The organism is Arthrobacter sp. NPDC058288, assembly GCF_042880995.1.
In the GTDB taxonomy this organism is placed as follows: domain Bacteria; phylum Actinomycetota; class Actinomycetes; order Actinomycetales; family Micrococcaceae; genus Arthrobacter.
Window position 1 is genome coordinate 1 of record NZ_JBHVYH010000011.1, and the last position, 19,700, is coordinate 19,700.

Below are 19,700 nucleotides of genomic sequence, written 5' to 3' on the forward strand. Positions count from 1 at the left end.
AAGGAGGTCGGCAGGGTGCCGGACTTGCGGCCGACCTCGGGTTTCTGGGACTGGCCGCGGACCAACCGCTCGGGGTCGTCGGGGGGTAAGTCCCGCCGTCGACCGCTTGCGTTTCGGTTGCTTCTTAGAGTGCGCCCTGCTGGGAAGTCCCGGCCGGGATCGGCACCAGGCGGGTCACCTCCACGGGTTCTGCCAGGAGCCCCTCGAGCGAAGCGTTGAGCCGTTTGACGGCATCGCCGGCGCCGTGGGCATCGAGCAGCTCGGCGCTTTCCCACTTTTCAATCATGACAATCTGCCCGTTAGGCGCTTCATGGATGGCGTACAGCAGGCAACCGGGTTCCTGATGCACCTCGGCGATGGCGGGGGAAAGGGCGGCGGCGACCTTGCTGAATGCCCCTTCCTTGGGTGTGAACACGGCGGTAACGATGACGGTCATCAATTTTCCTTAGCTGATAGGGGAGAGGGTGAGAGGTGAGCAACTGCTGCGTGGGACAAAGTCGGCCTTAACTTCAATCGTGCGGGGGGCCGCAGGGAGCCGTCCCTGCATCCTCCCCAGAACCAGCTCCAACGAGTGCACCGCGAGCATGTCGATCGGCTGGCGGATCACGCTCAACGGCGGGTTGGTCAGTTCTGTCCAGGGGTTGTCGTCAAAGACAATGACCGACAGGTCGTCAGGTATCCGCACGCCGATCTGGACAAGGCGTCGGACGGAGCTCAGAACCTGGGCGGTGTTGGCCACAATGAGGGCGGTGGGGCGGTCCGGCAGGGCCAGAAGAGACCCGACGGCGTCACCCCCGCCGTCTCCCCGGAACGCTACATCCCGGATGAGCTGGGGGTCCACGCTGATCGAAAAGTTGTTGTGCGCGGCTTTGTAGCCCTCGATCCTGGACCGCCCCGTCGAGGTGCTGACGGGCCCGGTAATGAGGCCAATACGCCTGTGCCCGAGGCCGAGCATGTGTTCGGTGGCGCGTCGGGCCGAATCTACGTTTTCGATGCTCACCAGGTCCACGTCCTCGAGTTCCGGAATGGTGCGGTCGACGAAGACAACATTCACACCCAGGGACTGGAGGCGTGCCCACTTCTCAATGTTTGCGCCGGTGGGCGTGGCAATGACTCCTCCGACGGAGCGGTCAAGGAGTGTGTCCAGGCTGTCGGCCTCAAGGTGGGGGTCTTCCTGGGTGGTCATCACCATCACCTGCACGCCGTGGCTGCGGGCCTCCCAGACGACGCGGTCGGCCAGTTGCGCAAAAAAGGGGTTGGCCAGGTCTGCTACCACCAGGCCAATTGTGGGGGTATGGCCGACGCTGAGTTCACGGGCTGCGGCGCGGGGCCGGTACCCGAGTTCATCAATGACCCGCAGCACCGTTTCGCGCTTGGCCGGCGCAACCGGGCCTGAGTCAGGGTTCAGGACCCGGGACACCACCGAGACTGAAACTCCGGCCGCCGACGCGACATCGCGAATAGTTGGCGCCTTCTTCACTTCTCCTCCTCGGTGAGGGTCCTGACCCGGCATGCGATCACCAGGGCTGTTCATTAGCCCTGTGATGCTCCCCGAGAAACCTTCGTTTGCGTTCCGGTGTGACTGTTGACACAGCCTATCACCGACTGGTACAAAAGTGGAACCGGTTCCACTCCGGTCCTAAAATTCCAGTTTGCGACGAAGAAGTTGCTCCGCCCATCCGGTGGAGGGCCCTTCTCGATGCGGAACGTCAATCAGAGAGATCCCCATGAACCTCCACAAGCTTCTTAGCGACCGCGAGCAGGATGGCCGTCCGATCCGAGTCGGACTCATCGGAGCCGGCCGCTACGGCACCATGTACCTGGCTCAGGCAAACAACATCCCGGGCATCCATGTGGTGGCGATCGCCGACATCAACGTCAAGCGCGCTGAAGGGGCGTTCGAGCTTGTGGGTTGGCCCAAGAGCCAGATCGCACCGGACATCGCCACTGCCCTCAAGGACCGCTCCACGACCATCGTGGCCAACGCGGACGAATTGTTCGACGTCGACATCGACGTCATTGTCGAAGCAACGGGCAACCCCATCGTCGGAGTGAAGCACGCACTGCGTGCCATTGAGACGAAGAAGCACATCATCATGGTCACGGTAGAGGCAGACGCACTGGCCGGGCCTGCCCTGGCCAGGCGGGCAGAAGCCGCCGGCGTGGTCTATTCGATGGCGTACGGTGACCAGCCCGCCCTCATCATGGAGCTCGTGGACTGGGCACGGACCAGCGGCTTCGACGTTGTCTGTGCCGGCAAGGGCGCAAAGTTCCTTGAGCACTATCACGAGATGAATCCTGACAATGTCTGGGAGAACTGGGAGTTCTCCAAGGAACTCACCGATTCCGGGCAACTTAACCCGAACATGCACACTTCCTTCCGTGACGGCACAAAAGCCTCCATCGAGATGGCCGCTGTTGCCAACGGCGCCGGACTGGTGCCCTCCGACACCGGGCTGACGTTTACGCCGGGCGATGTCGAGGAGATCGCCACCATCTGCCGTCCGGCAGACGCAGGGGGAGTCCTCGCCCACGAAGGAACCGTGGAGGTCATGTCCAGCGTCAAGCGCGACGGCACGTGGATCCCGCACAACACCCAGGAAGGCGTGTTCGTTGTGGTCAAGGCCACCAACGCCTACGTTTCCGGCTGCTTCACTGAGTACCCCTGGCACCCGGACCCCACCGGCCAGTACGCCGCGCTCTACCGTCCGTACCACTACGTGGGCCTCGAATTGAACATGTCCATCGCCAACGCGGCTCTCCGCGGGATCTCCACAGGTTCGCCGATCGGGTTCTTCGGCGACGTTGTTGCCACCGCGAAGAAGGACCTCAAGGCCGGCGAATTCCTCGACGGCGAAGGCGGGTACACGGTTTGGGGCCAGCTGGTTTCGGCCAAGCACTCCGTCGCAACCGGCGCCCTCCCGGTTGCTTTGGCCCACCACGTGGAGCTGCGGAACGACGTAGCCAAGGGCGGCATCGTTGGCTGGGACGACGTCATCATGGACGACTCCCTGGCCCAGGCCCTGGAGGTTCGCCGGGAAACCGAAGCACTCGTCGCGGAATTCGCACTCAACGCCTGACCCTCCCCGCAACAATCCGGGCGCGGCAATGAACTTCGGCCGACGTCGTTCACGCCTCCGGAACAAGACTCCTTCCAATGAAGAAAGGCATCACATGAAATCCAAGACCCGCGCCCTCACCGGAGTGCTGGCATGCACGCTCGCAGCCTCAGTCCTCGCCGGATGTGCCTCCGGGGCCTCCGGCGGGGCCGGAGCGCCGGTGGCCAAGATCCAGCTCTCCATCCCCGATCCGCTCACGTCCTCCGTCGGCGTCTCGGCCCAGCATTTCGCCGACCAGGTCAAGAAAACATCCAACGGGTCCGTGACCGTCACCGTAGTTCCCAACGGAACGAGCTTCAGCGGGGACCAGAACGCGGCTGTGACCCGCCTGCAGGGCGGATCCCTCGATGCGCTCATCCTGTCGACGTCCGTCTACGCCGCCGTCGTACCTGAAATGAACGCCATCAGCATTCCCTATCTCTTCAAGGACACCACCGAGGAAGCGGCGTTCCTGGCAGGCAAGCCGGGCCAGGCGCTGAAGGAAAAGCTCGCCGCCAAAGACACCGTCGCGCTGTCCTTCCTCACCCGTACCGGCCGCGAGATTACGAACTCAGTTCGCCCCATTGAGCAGCCTTCGGACCTGAAGGGACTGAAGATCAGGGTCCCCGGCAACCCGTTGTGGACCGATTACTTCAGCAAGCTCGGCGCCAGCCCCACCACCATGGCGTTCTCGGAGGTGTTCACGGGTTTGCAAACCGGAACGATCAACGGCCAGGAAAACCCGATTGAGGTGCCGTGGACCAACAAGTTCTCAGAAGTCCAGAAGTACGTTTCGATGACCAACCACATCAACGACGCCTGGGTGCTGGCCCTCTCCTCGAAGAAGTGGGACACCCTCACCGATGAGCAAAAGAAGGCCCTCACGGACGCCTCTGCGGAAACCGCCACCTTTAAGACCGGATACGACGCCGAGCAGTCCAAGAAACAGCTCGAGGAACTCACCGCCAAGGGCATGAAATCCAACGAGCTCAGCGCCTCCGGCCTGGAGGAATTCAAAGCCGTTTCGAAGAGCCTGTACCCGACCTTCTCGCAGCTGATCGGCAAGGACTTCTTCGATCAGGCCATCGCTTTCACCACCACCAAGTAGCAGCCGCCGGCCCGGGGAGCCGAATGCTCCCCGGGCCACCCGCACGGAAAAGCCCCCACTCTCAATGTCGACAGTCTGGAAGCCCATGAAAAACGTCACTACGCCCGAGGAACTCGAGGAGGTCCTCCCCTCGGACGCGGAAGAGATCCTCCACCACGGCCATGTCCCCCCGCGTTGGAGCGGTGCCCTGTGGCTCGACAAAACGCTCGAAGGGGTTGTGGGCGCTGCCATCCTCGCTGAGCTCGTCGTGATCCTGCTGAACATCATGGTCAGGGTCGTCACCGGCGATTCCGTGCTCTGGACCCAGGAAGTCTCCGAAATTGCGCTGCTGACCATCGCTTTCATCGGCGGCGCCATCGCATACCCCAAGGGTGCGCACATGTCCGTCCAGGCCCTCATCATGCGCCTCCCGGCTGCATGGAAGCCTTACCTGGCCGCCCTGGTCGACTGGCTGGTCTTCGTCATGAGCGCGGGGGCATTTGCGCTGTTCGTTCCCACCCTTGTCCAGCAGATCGAGGAAAAGACCCCGATCTTGCAGCTGCCCGTTTTCTGGGTCTCACTGCCCTTCTCCGTCGGCATGGTGCTGATCGCCTGGTTCGCCCTCCTCAAGCTGTGGCGCCAGGACCGCCGCCCGGCGCTCACTGCGGCCGGAATCGCGGCAGTACTCATTGTTCTTGTCCTTCTGGCCCAGCCGCTTTTCTACTACGCCACCCCCAACGTCCTTCTCGGCGTCGTTCTCCTGCTGTTGTTCATGCTGTTGTTCCTGGGCCTGCCCATCGCATTCGTCCTTGCACTGGCATCCGGCATCTACCTGTACCTCGGCGGCATTTCCGAGGTCAGCGCCATCCCCATCGGAATGGCGTCCGGAGCCAAGGGCTTTGTCCTTCTGGCAATCCCCTTCTTTATCCTCGCCGGCACGGTCATGAACTCCGCCGGGCTGACCCTCCCGCTGGCCAAGCTCGTCGACGCCCTGATCGGGCACCTGCGCGGCGGCCTGCTGCAGGTGGTCGTCGTCACCATGTACATCTTCTCCGGCATCTCCGGCTCCAAAGTGGCCGACGTCGCAGCAGTGGGCACCACGATGCGTGGCATGCTCGAAGAACGCAAATACCCCCGTGGCGAGGTCGTCGCGGTCCTGTCGGCCTCGGCCATCATGGGCGAAACCATCCCGCCGAGCATCGTGCTCCTGATCCTCGGGTCCATCACCACCATCTCCACCACCACGCTGTTCCTGGCCGGATTTGTTCCCGCAGCCTTCCTGGCCCTCTGTGTCATGGCGCTCGTCTTCTTCCGCGCCCGCAAACAGGGCGGCGTCGCCAGCCCCAAGTCGAGCTGGCGTGCACGCGGGTCGGCAACGTTCTTCGCAATTCCGACTCTCCTGCTGCCGGTCGGCATGGTGGTGGGCATCCTGAGCGGCTTCGCCACGCCCACGGAAGTGTCGTCCGTGGCGGTCGCCTACGCCTTCATCCTCGCCGCCGCGTACCGGCGCGGCAGCAAGCGGCTGCTCGGTGACACACTCCGGGAAACGACGACGACGGCGGGAATGGTGCTGTTCATCATCGCCGCCGCGTCCCCGCTGGCCCAGACCCTCGCCCTCGCCGGCGTCTCACAGCAGATCCACGACCTCATGTCGGGCCTCGGCGACTCACCCGTGCTCTTTATGCTGTTCACCGTCGTGCTGCTGATCATCATGGGGCAGCTCCTCGAAGGCCTCCCTGCGGTACTGATCTTCGCGCCCCTGCTCCTGCCGATCGCCGTCGACTTCGGCGTCAACCCCGTGCAGTACGCCATGGTCCTGATCATCTCCATGGGCATCGGCTCGTTCGCACCGCCGGCCGGCGTCGGCTTCTACGTCGCCTGCGCCACCGCCCACGAAACCGTCGAGAAGAGCCTCAAGCACTTCTGGCCCTACCTCATTGCCGTGTTCCTCGGGCTCCTCGTTCTTGCGGCGGTTCCCTGGTTCAGCACATTCCTTCCCGCCCTTGCCGGACTGATCCCCTTCTAAGCACATGACAGCACCCGCAATGAGTGAGAAAAGAATGCCCGGCTTCCGCAGCTCCGTGGCCCTCATCGGCACAGGACCGATGGGAGCCCCGATCGCCCGGAACATCATCGCCGGCCAGGTTCCCCTTACCCTCTGGAACCGCACTCCGGAAAAAGCCCGGGCGATTGGGGGAGGGACCGTCGCCGCCGCCCCGGCCGCCGCAGCGGCGGAAGTCGTGCTGACCGTAATGCCCGACCTGCCCCAGGTTGCAGCTCTGCTTCCAGGCGAAGACGGCCTGCTGAAAGGATGGAAGACCGCCGGCATCGAGCATCCCGTCCTGGTGATTCACGGAACGGTGTCACCGGTGGCGGTCGCAGAGTTCGCTGACGCCTGCCTGCGCACCTGGGGAGTGACCGTCGTGGACGCGCCCCTCAGCGGCGGAACCATCGGTGCCGAAGAGGGCCGGCTGAGCATCATGGTGGGCGGGCCGCCCGAGGTCGTGGAACGACTCACACCGCTCTTCGGGCTGTACAGTTCCACGGTCGTCCGGTTCGGCCGCGCCGGCGCGGGGTCAACGGTGAAGGCGTGCAACCAGATCGTGGTTGCCGCCACGGTAACGGCGCTGGCCGAAGCGATGGCCCTCGCAAGCGCCGCCGGACTGGACCTTGAGAAGGTGCAGACCATCCTGGCCGGCGGCCTTGCCAGCTCAGAGGTCCTACGGCAAAAGGGACATCGCTGGATTGACCAGGACTTCCAGGGTGGCGGTTCGGCGAAGAACCAGCTCAAAGACCTGGGGTTCATCACCGAGGTTGCCGGGCACGCAGGCCTCAAGCTTCCCTTAGCAGCGTGCCTGCACAGTTCCTTCGAACAGATGATCGCGGCCGGCGACGGTGACATGGACCATACCGGGATCTACCGGACCATCCTTTCCTAGTCTCCGGACAGGGGAACGGCGCCAAACGCAAACGGACGACGGCGGGAGGTCCCGCCGTCGTCCGCTGTCGAACAGGAGCTGGCTAGTCCTCGACGGTCACGCCGCGCCAGAACGCGATCCGGCCCTCGATCTGCTTCGCGCGAGGCTTTGGCTCCGGGTAGAACCAGGCCGCGTCCACGTTCAGCTTCCCGTCCACCTCCAGCGTGTGGTAGCTGGCCTGCCCCTTCCACGGGCACACGGAATACATGTCACTGTCCTTCAGGTACCCCGCATTCACTGCGTCGCGGGGGAAGTAATGGTTGCCCTCCACCACCACCGTGTCTGCGGATTCGGCGATGACTTTTCCGTTCCAGATAGCCCTGACCATGTGGTTCCGTCCTGTAGGTGCCGCCGGCGTCAGCGGACGGCACGTCGTAGGTATCCCAACGGCCCGGGCGGCGGAGTTGTTCCCCGGCGGGGAGCGGACGACGGCGGGAGGCGGCGCCGTCGTCCGCTCGCCGCATTCCTCCCGGTCAATCAGCTACCCGGCTGAATGCGGAAGAACAACCAGCCCGTCGGCGACGAGCCGGCCGTCGTGGATGACAGTGCGGTCGGTGCCGCGGTCCATGATGGTGCTCGTGATGGTCTCGCCGTCGACCAGGACGATGTCGGCCCGGTCTCCGGGAGCCATGCCCGGCCGGTCGGCGGGGCTGGTGAGTCGCTGGACAGTGCGGTCCATGATGGACGCGCCACCGATGGTGGCGATCGCCGCGCAGTGCTCGATCAGCCGGTCCTTGCGCAGCCGGTGGGTAAAGGCCAGCTGCCACGTGCGGTCGAGCATGTCGCAATTGCCGTATGGGCTCCAGTAGTCCCGCTGGCCGTCCTCGCCCAGACCGACGCGGATCCCCGCCTCGGTCATCCGGGCCAGGTCGAACTGCGTGCCGCCGCTTGCGGGGGCGACCGTCGCCCAGGCAACGTCGAGCTCGGCCATCTGCTCCACGAGCCGGGCGGTCACGTCGGGGTGGACGTTGGCCAGATCGTAGGCATGGGACAGTGAGACGCGTCCCTGCATGCCCAGCGCGCGGGTGCGTTCGAAGACAAGTTCCGCGCTGAAGACGCCCAGATGGCCAGGCTCGTGCAGGTGAATGTCGACGTCGACCCCGTATTTCTCAGCCAGGCCGAAGACAATGTCCAGGTGGCGGACCGGGTCGCGGTCCAGCTGGCAGGGGTCGATGCCGCCGATGGTCGTCGCCCCCGCACGGAGGGCCTCCTCGAGGAGCGGGACAGTGCCGTCCTCGAGCAGGAGGCCTGCCTGGGGGAATGCCATGACCTCTACGTTGGCGGCATGGGCGAAGCGCTCCTTGGCGGCCAGGACTGCCTCGAAGCGCTCAAGCTTGCAGTCCACATCGATCTGCGCGTAGGAACGTACGCGCGTTGTGCCCCGCGCAATCATCCGCTCCAGCGTTCCCGCCACGACATCCTTGTAGGGGATGGGGGTGTCACGCCAGTTTTCCCTGTCGTTGCACATCATGTTCCATACGCCGGGCGAGGCGGTGTGCTCCCGGAACGGCAGTCCGATCCGGGTCGAGTCAAGGTGGACGTGCACGTCTGTGAACGCCGGCATGGCAATCCGGCCGCGCCCGTCGATTGCCCTGCCGCCCGCGCCTGCTGATATTTCGCCGGTCCCCGCAGGGTGAACGGCCGCAATCCGCCCCTCGTGAACCTCGAGGTCTACTGCGTCCCCGCCCCAAGGGCGGACGTTGGTGATGAGCATGATTCATTCCTTTCAGGTGGGTTGGGGACGACGGTAGGGAAGGCACCGGTCCCGCAGGACCGGCGCCTTCCCTACCGCACCATGTACTAGAAGTGGAAGGCAACCTGTGCAATCGCTGCAGCGGCGACAAAGCTCGCCGTGAACGTCATCAGGGCGACGATGATGATCTTCCAGCTCAGTGAGCGCAGCGCCTTCACATCGCGGCCGAGCGACATGCCGATCAGGGCGATCATTGGCAGGCCGGCGAAGAGGACGCTGATGTGCTGCGTGGCGGAGGCGACGAAGGGACCGATGGGCAGGAACGTCGCGGAGGCAAGGGTGGCCAGAGCCAGGACCCAGATGCTGGATGGGACAACCGGGACGACCTTCGCGAGCACCAGCGCGATGGCCGTAAGGGCCAGGAGTATGAGCACGCCCACCACATCCAGCGGCCGTGCTGAACCGGTGCCAAGGGCGTTCAGCAGGATGCCGGCCACCCCGGTTGCGGCGAACGCGATAAGCCACGTCTTGGGAGTCCGCACAACTATGGGGTCCTCTTCGATTCCATTGACGTCCACGGTGTCGATGTCCGACACCGCATCGGACCCGGTCAATGCCCCGCCCCGGAGCCCCGGGGCTGAGCTGCCCGCTCGGGCACCAGCTGCAGCGCCACTGAGAATGCCGCGGCGGACACGGCGGCCGAGGTCGTCCCGCCCGAAGATGCGGGACCACATCTTGTAGAGCTTCTGGCACATCGGCAGCGCGATAAAGACACCTGCGTAGAAGCCAACGATGTTGGTGACGAGGTTGGACAGTGCTGCGAGGGCCATGATCTCCCCGGCCATCTCGGGGTAGAGGATGGACAGGGCGCCGACGCCCCCGAGCATCATGGAGGCGGAACCCAGTCCGAGGCCCAACGCGAGCGCCCGGGGATCAAAGAAGTCCAGTCCGCCGAGTAGACCGGCCAAGAGGGAGATGAACACGGCGCCAAATACACTGCCCAGCACCCACACCGCGAAAACTCCGCGGTATTCGGGGGAACGGACGCCGAAGCGCTGGATGGCGAAGGCAAGGTAGGACTCACGGTCGATCGACCAAGTGGCGCCGATTGCAGTGCGGCCCAATCCAAGGGCAACTGCGACCGGAAGGGCCAGGATCACTGTGCCCACCACGTGCCCGACCTCCTGCAGGAGTATCGCAGGACCGATGTCGGTGAACTTCGTCAGCGACGGTCCGATTTGAGTCCCGAGGCCCGCCAGGAAGAAAACAATGGATACGTCCATCAGGTGCGTGGACACCGCACGGGCACGCCCTCCGATCGGCCTCCATTTCTGGACTCCGAGGAATGCGCCGATGAGCACGGTCCACAGGATGGGCATCAGGACTATTGCGGCCGGACCGAGCTGGAACTTGTGAGTTCCGATCGTGATTGCCACGGCACAGACGGCGGTGGAGATCGCGATCATCGCGAGCCACTCGGCGGGGCGTGCACGGAAAGAGCGGGAGGGCGGCGCGTCCACTAAGGCGGACACAGAGCCGCCTGTGGTCTTTGCTTCATTGGGCATGACGCAGGCCTTTCCAAGGGGGAGTGAGGGATCGGATCAAAGACTTCTCGCATTTGCGGAATCATGCTTTGGTATACCAAGTGACTGTATACTCGTACCCATTGAGAGGCAAGTCACATTTTTCGAACACCGGCCAACCGGCCGGCCGCTGCCCAAGGAGGCACGTTGTACAAAAGAATCTCGGCCCGGTACGTTCTGGGCTTCGACGGAACACAGCACACGCTCATCGAGGACGGCGAAGTCGTCTTCGAAGGAGATTCCATCATCTTCGTGGGGCGCAACTACGACGGCCCGGTTGATGAGGACCGCGACTTCGGCCAGAGCCTGATCATGCCCGGCCTGATCGACCTGGATGCCCTCGCCGACATCGACCACCTCATCCTTGACTCGTGGCCCTCGCCTGATGTCGCAGCCGGCCATCTGTGGTCGGACGACTACTTCGCCAACCGTCGCCGGGACGTGTTCACGCCATCGGAGCGGGCCGGGGTCCGCGAGTTCGCATTGGCGCAGCTCGCCCTGCACGGCATCACGACGTACATGCCGATCGCGTCGGAGATCCACAGTTCCTGGGCTGAAGGCCTGGACGAGCTCGTCAACATGGCGGAGACCAGCCGGCGGATCGGACTGCGCGGCTACCTCGGGCCGGCCTATCGGTCCGGGGTCCATGTCACCACTGCCGCAGGCGACAGGGAGGTCCACTTCGACGAGGCGAAAGGGCTCGCCGGGCTCCGCGACGCAGAGCGTTTCCTGGACTATGCCGCCGGTCTCGAAGACCCGCTCGTCACGGGTGTCTTGCTGCCGTGCCGCATCGAGACCCTGTCCGAAGGCCTTATGCGGGAGACTGCCCGGATCGCCCGGGAGCGGGACGCGCTCGTCCGGCTGCACTGCCTCCAGTCCCCGCTAGAGGACGGGCTCCTGCGGCGTTCCGCCGGACGCGGCGTCCTGGAACTGCTCGAATCCACGGGCCTGTTCGGCACCCGGCTGCTCATCCCGCACGGTGTGGTGATTGACGCCAGGGACCCCGCCGCGTCGGCTTCCGGAGGCCCGCTGGACATGCTGGCCCGGCACGGCGTCAGCGTTGTCCATTGCCCGCTAACATCGTTTCGCTACCAGAAACAGCTTGTATCGTTCGACCGCTTCCGCAAGGCCGGAATCAACCTGTGCCTGGGTACTGACTCCTTCCCGCCGGACCTTGTGCGGGGCATGGACGTCGGCATGCACCTGACCCGGATGGTTGAGGAGAGGCCGGATGCCGGGACCCTGGCCGACTACTTCACCGCCGCGACCCTCGGCGGCGCACGAGCCCTCGGGCGGGCTGACCTGGGGAAGCTTGCCCCGGGCATGCAGGCCGACATCACGGTGGTCTCCCTGGGCCACTTCGGCGACGGCGTCGTCGAAGACCCGCTGCGCACCCTCGTGCTCAACGGGACGGCGCGCCAGGTGACCGACACCTTTGTTGCCGGGCGTCCCGTGGTGGTCGGCGGTGCCCTGCCCGGCGTCGACCTCGACGCGCTGCGGGCTGAGGCGCAGCGGCTGTTCGACGAGATGCGGGCCGCCTACTCGGAGCGGGACGTCCGGCGCCGTGCTTCCGATGAGCTGTTTCCGCCCACCTATCCGCACGCCGAAATTGCCAGTCCGGTTGTTGTCCCGTAGGGGCTGGAGCCACAAACTCTTCACCTGGCTCGCTCTTGGCTTGGTATACCAAAGGCGATATGGTGGGGACATACGAGGGTTACCAGCTCATTGTGGGGAAAGCTCCTCCGCCCTCAGTAAAACCATGACTTTGACCTGCTGACATAAGCGCCCGCAGTGCCGCGGAGCGGCCCGTTCCATTGGAGAAAACAATGTGCCTGCACGATCACACCCCTGCCGCCCTGCCTCCCGCTGCGGTTCCACGCCGCGGCATCCTGGCTGGAGCGGCCGCCCTCGCTGGAATTTCGGTGGCAACCCTGGCTGCCCAGCTGGGAAGTGCCCCGGCCGCGCATGCAGGGGACAACACATCAAGCCCCGGCTACCCTGACCGCCCCGCTTCGCCCGCGCCCATGATCATCGAGGGCGGCACCATCGTGGACCCCAAAACGGGCAATGCCGTGGCAGACGGGGTCCTTGTGCTGGAAGGAGGCAAAGTAACAGCCGTCGGCAGCCGGGAGGAAACACGGCGGGCAGTAGCCGCACTCGCAGGACGCGCCCGCATCGTGGATGCCTCCGGGCGCTGGGTCCTTCCCGGCCTCATCGACGTGCATGTTCATGCCAACGCGCTGTCTGATGCGCGGGCCATCCTCCAGGGCGGAGCGACCAGCGTCAGGAGCGGTTCCACCAGCTTCTACCAGGACGTCGCCCTCGCCGCCTTGCCTGCCTGGGCGGCCGGCGCCTCGCCCCGGATGAGCCCGGCAGGGCTGTTCATTTCACCCGAGCTGGGGGACTCGCTCCTCGCAGACCCTGACCTTGCGCCGCTCGCGTCCCTGTCCGGGGGAGTCACGGAACCGGCGGACCTTGCCTACCTCACCCGCGTCAACCTGAAACGCGGCGCCCAAGTGATCAAGACCCGGGCCAACCCACGTGCAGGCTTGGCGGAACAAGACCCCCGCGAACTGGTCTACAACTATGAGCAGCTCTCTGCGGTGGTCAAGGCCGCAGGCAAAGCAGGGGTGCTGTGCCACGCCTACAGCGCGGAAGGGATCGACGGAGCAGTCCGGGCCGGTGTTCGGAGCATCGAGCACGGCGTCTTCGTCACCGAGGAGACCATCTCCCGGATGGCCCGCCGAGGGACCTACTTCACGCCAACAATGGATGCCATCACGGGTATGGCGGGCTCGCCCAATCCCATCCTCGCCGCCCGCGGCAAGGAATACACACCCATTATCAAAGCCGCCGTCAAAGCTGCCCACGAAGCCGGCGTGACGGTGGTTGCAGGGACGGACTCGTTCGGATCAGATGTCACCCCGATAGGCACGGAAGTGCGGCTTCTTGCCGAGGCCGGGCTTTCGCCCCTGGACGCGCTGAGGGCCGCGACAGTGAACGCCGCCGCCCTGCTCGGCTGGGGTGAGAGTGCAGGCCGTCTGGTGCGCGGTTCCTTTGCGGATGTCGTCATTGTTGACTCTGATCCTTTGGGCAACGCCTCGGCCCTGGAAGAAATCCGGGCTGTGGTGGCACAGGGAGTCCTTGTCCGGAATGACCTCTGATCGAGCGCCGTGGATAGCGGCGCCGCTGTCCTCTCCCGCCTTCCCCTGCCCGAGCGCACTCATTTTAGAAAGCCACCCATGACCCTGATACTTAAGGCCTCCGAGCTCCAGGCCCTGGCCAATATGCCCGCGACGATTGCCGCCGTCGAACGTGTCTTTGCCGGCCTCAGCCGGGGCACCGCCGTTCAGCCGGCTCCGGATTCCCTTCTCCTGCCGTCGTCTGACGCCAGGTTCCTGCCGATGGCCGCGCTGTCCAGCGCCGAGGAGCTGGCATCCGTCAAATTGCTGGCGGACATCCCGGCGAATCGGGAGTCCAGCCTGCCCACGCAGCGGTCCACGATCATGCTTGTCTCCCAGCTGACCGGCGAAACGCTGGCCATCCTGGACGGCAAAGTACCCACACGGGTCCGGACTGCCGCCGCCAGCGCCGTCGCGACCAAGCTCCTCGCAAGGCCAAGCAGCACCACCCTGGGGCTGGTCGGTGCAGGTGCCCTGGCGGTGGCACATGTGGAAGCCATGCTGGCCGTCCTCCCGATTGAAAACGTGGTGGTGTGGTCCCGTTCCGCGGACACCGTCGCCGCCTTCTGTGGCGAGATTGCCAAGCACGGCCTGAACGTCACGCGGGCGTCCAGCGTCCGGGAAGTTGTGGAGTCTGCCGATGTGCTGTGCACCCTCACGCCGGCGGTTGAGCCGCTGGTAAAAGGCGAGTGGTTCAAGCCCGGACTGCACGTGAACGCCGTCGGATCCCGTCCCCGTGCGGATCACCGGGAGATAGATTCGGAGGGCATGGTGAGGGCAAGGGTCTTCGTGGACAGCCTGGCCACGGCCAGGGCAAAATCCGGCGGGCTCATCATCCCGGTGGCCGAAGGTGTGATGAGCTTTGAGGACGTGGAAGCCGAGCTTGGTGACGTGGCCGCCGGGACGAGAGCAGGCCGCGTCAGTGATGAGGACGTAACCTTGTTCAATTCGGTGGGTATCGGTCTGCAGGACCTTGCCATCGGGCGGCTCCTGTACGACGCCGCGCTCAACAAGGGCGTTGGCACCCGGGTGGCGCTGAATAACTGAGAGGCTGCGGAAGCAAGACGCCGCAGCAATAACGGGAGGCATGAATGACGGTCCAAGCGGAATCTCCCGCGTCCTCGTCTGACACGGCCCGGGCGCGGATCCGGGAACTGATCATTTCAGGCGACTTCGCTCCAGGATCCCGGCTCAGGGAACGTGAGCTGTCCCAGACCCTGGCCGTTTCCCGGGTACCCGTCCGGGAAGCCCTCCAGCAGCTCGAAGCCGAAGGCTTCATTGACACGTCACCCCGGCGTGGTGCCACCGTCAAGCAGATCACCCTGCGCGACGTCAACGAACTCTTTGATGTGCGGCTCAGCCTGGAAGTCCTCGCCGCACGCCTCGCTGCCCAGGCCGCGGCAAAGGGTCAGTCCTCATCTCGGCTGCAGCACATGATGGACCAGGCGGAGGAAGCAACCCTGCGACACGACCATGCGCAGATACCGCTCAGCAATACGGCCCTGCATGCAGAGATTGTCGCGATGGGAGGCAACTCGCTGCTGGAGTACTCCATGAAGCCTCTGCTCGGCAGGATGCAATGGCTCTTCACCCTGACCGGGCATCGTGATCCGCAGGTGCAGTGCGCTGAGCACCTGAGCCTGTGCAAGGCCATTTACGACGGCAAGGCGGAGCTGGCGGCGGCGCTGGCCTTCGCCCATGTGGAGCTGGGCCGCGAGCCGTCGCTCCAAGGCCTGGCCGGGCGCCTGCCCGAGAGCTGACCAAACGAAAACGGACGACGGCGGGAGGTCCCGCCGTCGTCCGTTCACTTATGTCGAGAGCCTGGGGGAGTTTTTGTCCAGATAGCGCGAGTTGAGAACCCCGTAGGTCGCTGTATCTGGACAAAAACTCCGTATCAGTGCCAGAGTCCCAGCGCGAACTCCGCAATCACGGTGGAGAGCAGGAAGGATGCCGTGATGGCCACCAGGCCCACCGGGATGATCTTCCAGCCGATGTTCTTCAGCAGCGGGATGTCCTTGCCCAGCGACAGGCCCGCCAGCGTCAGCATGACCGTGGCGATGGACAGGAAGTCCACCGTTTTGACGGCGGCGTTGAGCGCCTCGGCCCCGAAGAACCAAGGGCTGGAGATGTACGCGCCGATGGTGGTGATGAAAACGATCGCCGAGATCTTCCGGGTGGCCTTCGCCAGGGCAATGCTGACCAGCACCAGGGCGAGCATGATGGCGTACCCGGCCACAATGGTCAGGCTGAACCCCTTGGCCGCCACCGAAGCCGTGGCAATGCCGAGGACCGTCAGGACCGACAGGGACAGCCACAGCGGAAGCTTGATGGCTGCCGAGGATTCGGCGACGCGCTCGCGGAACAAGCGGTTTTCCTCGGCCTGTGCTGCTTCGCGGTCGATGTCGGCGGCGCTGCGCTCGGCGGGGGCGCCTGCCGTGACGGCGGCGGCTTCGCGGGCTGTCTGCTTCCGGGTAAGGGCCTTGTAGAAGCGATCGGCCAGCGGCAGGGCAATATAGATGCCGACGTAGACGCCCAGGACCGTGGTGATCAGGTTGGACACGGCGGCCATGCCCAGGATGGCTTCCTGATCGGCCGGGTAGGCGGCGACGATGCTGGCCGCGGAGGCCGCCATCATGGATCCGGAACCCACGCCGGCGCCCATTGCCAGGGCCAGCGGATCGAAGATCTTCCAGTTGGCCACCAGCGAGGTGAGGAGTGTGATGAACACGGCCCCGAACAGGGTGCCGAAAACGTACATGGCCAGCACGCCGCGGTACTGGTCCGAATCCGGTCCGTACTTTTCCGAGACCATGGCGAACGACGGTTCCCGGTCCAGGGAGAAGGTGGCACCCACAGTTGCCTTGCCCATCCGGAGCAGGACGGCCAGGGGGAGTGCCAGCACGATGGTGCCCAGCAGGTGGCCTACCTCCTGGAGGAGCAGCGCCGGCCCGGCCTTGATGAGGCTGGGGAGGCTGGGGCCGATGTTGAACGCCAGCCGGGCCACCAGCAGCAGTACGGCGACGCCCACCAGGGCGGCGGCAACGCGCTGGAGGTCAAGGCCCAGCGGCTTGAATTTCTGGATGGAGACCAGCAGGCCCACAATGAGGCCCCACACCATGGGGAAGATGATGATGGCGCCGATTCCGACGTCGATCTTGGCCTGGCCGATGAACTGGACCGCGACGGCGATCACCAGGGCCAGGGCGGCAATGGGGATGGTCAGCTTGGTGCCGGCCTTATCTATCCGCGCTGTTTTGGTGGTGCTCATGATGTGCCTTCCTGGGTGAAAGTACGACGGCGGTACGCCGCTGTGATGAAGCGTTCTCTTTGGGCGGGGGTTGAGGCTGCAGCGGCGACGGTCCAGGCCAGCGCGGTGGCTGCCTCGAACATCACCCCGTACGCCTCCGGGGTGTCGGCAAGCGCGGCGAACGCATGCGAGTGGATGGGGACGTCGGCACCCGGGATGCTCAGCCACGGATGCAGCGACGGGATGACCTGGGAGATGTTGCCCATGTCGGTGGAGCCGCCGCTGAGGCCCGACGAACGGGAAATGTCCTTCCCGAACGCCTCCATCGCATCGGTCCAGTGCGCAGCCAGGGCATCGTCCTGGAGCAGGGGCTCGTAGAGGGGTTCAGCCGCTTCGATGGCCAGCGTTGTTCCGGTGGCCAGCGCCGCTCCCTCGAAACAGCGGCGGACGCGCTGGTGCAGCGCGTCGTATTCCGGCAGCGTGAAGGCCCGGCATTCAAACTGGACCACCGCCCGTTCCGGAATGATGTTGGTGACGTGTCCGGCCTCCGCAACGAAGCAGGCGATGCGGTGGTCGGCGGGGATCTGCTGGCGGAGCAGTCCAATCGCCACCTGGCTCAGCACGGCCGCGTCCGCGGCGTTCACGCCCAGGTGCGGGGCCGCTGCCGCGTGTGCGGCTTTGCCGGTGAACGTCGCCTTGTACCGGCCCACGGCCTGCGCGCTGGTGCCGGCCGGGTTGTAGGTCAGCCCGTCCTGGACGGGATGGACCATCAGCGCCAGGCCGACGCCGTCGAACGCACCCTGCTCCAGCATGAGCACCTTGCCGCCGCCATGCTCTTCGGCCGGGGTCCCGATGGCCTTCAGCGTGATGCCCAGCTCATCCACGTACGGTTGCAGGGCCAGCGCGGCGGCCACCGACGCGCCCGCGATCAGGTTGTGCCCGCAGGCGTGCCCGATGTCCGGGAGCGCATCGTATTCCACGCACAGCGCCACGGTGAGGTCGCCGCTGCCCGCGCTCGCGGTGAACGCTGTGGGCAGTCCGCCGGTGCCGCGTTCCACCTCGAAGCCGCCTTCGGCCAGCAGTGCCGCTGCCGCCTCGGCTGAGCGGACCTCCTCGAAGGAGATCTCCTGGAGGTCGTGGATCTCCCTGGCCAATTCCTGGACGCGGGGTTTCCAGTTTTCGACGCCGTCCGCGAGGGCGCCGCGGAGCGTCGCCAGAGCGGGGCTTGAGTCTGTCAGTTCCATGAGTATCTGCCTGCTCTCGTAGGACGCTTTAGTAGGACAGGGACGGGAAGGGGGAGCCTGCCGCCCGCGTGGGCACCCAGACCGCCTTCGTCTGGGTGTACTCGTCCAGGACGCCCGGGCCGGAGGAGCGGCCGTGGCCGGAATCGCCGAAGCCGCCGAATGGAACCGCCACGTGGATGGTCTTGTAGGAGTTGATCCAGAAGGTGCCGGCCTTCACCTCGCGGGCAATGTGGTGCGCGCGGGAAATGTCGGACGTCCACACCGCCCCGGCCAGGCCGAAGTTGGTGTTGTTGGCCCGGGCAATGGCCTCTGCTTCGGTGTCGAACGCGTCCGCGCCCACCACCGGGCCGAACACCTCCGTGGTTTCCAGGCGGTTCGCGGGCGTGACGCCGTCCAGCAGGGTCGGCATGACCCAGTGCCCGCCGGACAGCGCGGACCCGGCCAGGGCCTCCGGAAGCGCCGCCCCCGTGACCCGGCGGCCGCCGTCGTTCATTCCTGCCTCGATGAGGGAGTTGACGGTGGCGAACTGGCGGGCCGTGATGATCGGACCCACCTCGGTGTCCGCGCTGAGCGGGTCGCCCACCCGCAGCCGGGCGGCACGGTTGGCCACCAGCTCAATGAACTGTGCGTGCACGCTCCGTTCTACCAAGAGCCGCGACCCGGCCACGCAGGACTGCCCCGCACCGGAGAAGATCGCCGATATGGCGCCGTCCGCGGCACGGTCCAGGTCGGCGTCGGCGAACACCATGTTGGCGCTTTTGCCGCCGAGTTCCAGCAGGGCGGGAATCCCGGCCTGCGCAGCCGCAACAGCCACGTGTCGGCCGGTGGGGACCGAGCCGATGAAGCTGATCTTGCCCACGCGCCGGTCAGTGGTGAGGGCGGCGCCCACGGTCTGGCCCAGCCCTGCCGCCACGTTGAAGACGCCTGCCGGCAGCCCCGCTTCGTGCGCCAGCTGGGCGAGCCGGACCGAGGACGCCGGAGTGAATTCGCTGGGCTTGATGATCACGGCGTTGCCGGCGGCCAACGGTGCGGCGGAGTTCCATCCGGCCGTGAACAGCGGAGCGTTCCAGGGCGTGATGGCGACGACGACGCCCCATGGGACGCGTTCGGTGTAGGTGTGCCACGGGCCGGGGACCGGGATGGTGAGGCCCGTCAGCTTGTCCGCCCAGCCGGCGTAGTAGCCGAACATTTCAGCCACCTTGGCGGCTTCGACACGGGCGTCGCGGATGGGTTTGCCGGTGGTGGCGGATTCGAGGACGGCAAGTTCCTCCGCGTGGGCTTCCACGACGCGGCTCACGTTGCGCAGGATGGCTGCCCGTTCGAAGCCGTTCATCGCGCCCCAGGCCGCCGCGCCCGCCGTCGAACTTTCCAGGATGGCGTTGGCGCCCTCGGCGCCGGGGTCCGAGTAGCTGGTGAAGGCTTCGCCGGTGGCCGCCGCAGTGAGCGTGATGCTTTCCCCGCTGCCGGTGACAACGCGGCCGTCGAGGAAGGCGCCGAAGCCGGCCGGGAAGGCCGCGTCCAGGACGGCCCGGGCGGTGGCCGCCGAGGAGGAGGTAGGTGCTGTGATGATGCTCAAGGTGAATGGTCC

General features: G+C 65.5%; 16 protein-coding genes. 8 read left to right on the plus strand and 8 right to left on the minus strand.

What is annotated here, in order from left to right; translation table 11 throughout:
* Window positions 1–124: 124 nt before the first annotated feature.
* Together ACFVWT_RS21105 and ACFVWT_RS21110 are read right to left on the minus strand one after the other, a co-directional pair.
* Window positions 125–436, minus strand: coding sequence for a putative quinol monooxygenase (locus ACFVWT_RS21105; protein WP_390251353.1), 312 nt, complete (start codon window positions 434–436; stop codon window positions 125–127).
* A 9-nt stretch (window positions 437–445) separates the two neighbouring features.
* Window positions 446–1,480, minus strand: coding sequence for a LacI family DNA-binding transcriptional regulator (locus ACFVWT_RS21110; protein WP_390251355.1), 1,035 nt, complete (start codon window positions 1,478–1,480; stop codon window positions 446–448).
* Between the two features lie 247 nt (window positions 1,481–1,727).
* Between ACFVWT_RS21110 and ACFVWT_RS21115 the strand changes: the two genes are divergently transcribed.
* The 4 genes from ACFVWT_RS21115 to ACFVWT_RS21130 all read left to right on the plus strand — a co-directional run bounded on the left by ACFVWT_RS21115 (window position 1,728) and on the right by ACFVWT_RS21130 (window position 7,124).
* Window positions 1,728–3,080 carry an NAD(P)H-dependent oxidoreductase gene (locus tag ACFVWT_RS21115; protein WP_390251357.1) on the plus strand — a complete coding sequence of 451 codons (1,353 nt, stop codon included), beginning with the start codon at window positions 1,728–1,730 and terminating at the stop codon, window positions 3,078–3,080.
* Between the two features lie 94 nt (window positions 3,081–3,174).
* Window positions 3,175–4,206 carry a DctP family TRAP transporter solute-binding subunit gene (locus ACFVWT_RS21120; RefSeq protein WP_390251359.1) on the plus strand — a complete coding sequence of 344 codons (1,032 nt, stop codon included), beginning with the start codon at window positions 3,175–3,177 and terminating at the stop codon, window positions 4,204–4,206.
* A gap of 85 nt (window positions 4,207–4,291) precedes the next feature.
* Window positions 4,292–6,211, plus strand: a complete 1,920-nt coding sequence (locus ACFVWT_RS21125; protein WP_390251361.1) for a TRAP transporter large permease subunit — start codon at window positions 4,292–4,294, stop codon at window positions 6,209–6,211.
* A 19-nt stretch (window positions 6,212–6,230) separates the two neighbouring features.
* Window positions 6,231–7,124 carry an NAD(P)-dependent oxidoreductase gene (locus tag ACFVWT_RS21130; protein ID WP_390251363.1) on the plus strand — a complete coding sequence of 298 codons (894 nt, stop codon included), beginning with the start codon at window positions 6,231–6,233 and terminating at the stop codon, window positions 7,122–7,124.
* 82 nt (window positions 7,125–7,206) lie between these two features.
* On the opposite strand, the gene ACFVWT_RS21135 is transcribed toward ACFVWT_RS21130, so the two are convergent.
* The 3 genes from ACFVWT_RS21135 to ACFVWT_RS21145 form a co-directional block, all read right to left on the minus strand.
* Complete coding sequence (locus ACFVWT_RS21135; protein ID WP_390251365.1) at window positions 7,207–7,491, minus strand: DUF427 domain-containing protein; 285 nt, start codon at window positions 7,489–7,491, stop codon at window positions 7,207–7,209.
* 153 nt (window positions 7,492–7,644) lie between these two features.
* The gene (locus ACFVWT_RS21140; RefSeq protein ID WP_390251367.1) at window positions 7,645–8,877 is read right to left on the minus strand and encodes an amidohydrolase family protein; all 1,233 of its coding nucleotides are present in this window, start codon (window positions 8,875–8,877) and stop codon (window positions 7,645–7,647) included.
* Window positions 8,878–8,963: 86 nt separating this feature from the next.
* On the minus strand, window positions 8,964–10,421 hold the full coding sequence (locus tag ACFVWT_RS21145; RefSeq protein ID WP_390251369.1) for a DUF3100 domain-containing protein: 1,458 nt from the start codon (window positions 10,419–10,421) through the stop codon (window positions 8,964–8,966).
* Window positions 10,422–10,586: 165 nt separating this feature from the next.
* Here ACFVWT_RS21145 and ACFVWT_RS21150 point away from each other — a divergent pair, with 165 nt between their 5' ends.
* The 4 genes from ACFVWT_RS21150 to ACFVWT_RS21165 all read left to right on the plus strand — a co-directional run bounded on the left by ACFVWT_RS21150 (window position 10,587) and on the right by ACFVWT_RS21165 (window position 15,381).
* On the plus strand, window positions 10,587–12,074 hold the full coding sequence (locus tag ACFVWT_RS21150) for an amidohydrolase family protein (protein WP_390251371.1): 1,488 nt from the start codon (window positions 10,587–10,589) through the stop codon (window positions 12,072–12,074).
* A gap of 191 nt (window positions 12,075–12,265) precedes the next feature.
* Window positions 12,266–13,603 (plus strand): amidohydrolase family protein, encoded by a 1,338-nt coding sequence (locus tag ACFVWT_RS21155; RefSeq protein ID WP_390251373.1) that lies wholly within the window; start codon window positions 12,266–12,268, stop codon window positions 13,601–13,603.
* A 78-nt stretch (window positions 13,604–13,681) separates the two neighbouring features.
* Window positions 13,682–14,668 (plus strand): ornithine cyclodeaminase family protein, encoded by a 987-nt coding sequence (locus tag ACFVWT_RS21160; protein WP_390251375.1) that lies wholly within the window; start codon window positions 13,682–13,684, stop codon window positions 14,666–14,668.
* A gap of 44 nt (window positions 14,669–14,712) precedes the next feature.
* The gene (locus tag ACFVWT_RS21165) at window positions 14,713–15,381 is read left to right on the plus strand and encodes a GntR family transcriptional regulator (protein ID WP_390251377.1); all 669 of its coding nucleotides are present in this window, start codon (window positions 14,713–14,715) and stop codon (window positions 15,379–15,381) included.
* A gap of 134 nt (window positions 15,382–15,515) precedes the next feature.
* Here ACFVWT_RS21165 and ACFVWT_RS21170 read toward each other — a convergent pair whose 3' ends face one another.
* The 3 genes from ACFVWT_RS21170 to ACFVWT_RS21180 are packed head-to-tail and all read right to left on the minus strand — an operon-like array spanning window position 15,516 to window position 19,688.
* Window positions 15,516–16,889, minus strand: coding sequence for a DUF3100 domain-containing protein (locus tag ACFVWT_RS21170; RefSeq protein ID WP_390251379.1), 1,374 nt, complete (start codon window positions 16,887–16,889; stop codon window positions 15,516–15,518).
* Window positions 16,886–18,112: an amidohydrolase gene (locus ACFVWT_RS21175; RefSeq protein ID WP_390251381.1), complete on the minus strand. Its 1,227-nt coding sequence runs from the start codon at window positions 18,110–18,112 to the stop codon at window positions 16,886–16,888. Before ACFVWT_RS21175 ends, ACFVWT_RS21170 begins: the two co-directional genes overlap by 4 nt.
* Before the next feature lie 28 nt (window positions 18,113–18,140).
* Window positions 18,141–19,688: an aldehyde dehydrogenase family protein gene (locus tag ACFVWT_RS21180; protein WP_390251383.1), complete on the minus strand. Its 1,548-nt coding sequence runs from the start codon at window positions 19,686–19,688 to the stop codon at window positions 18,141–18,143.
* Between the last annotated feature and the right edge of the window lie 12 nt (window positions 19,689–19,700).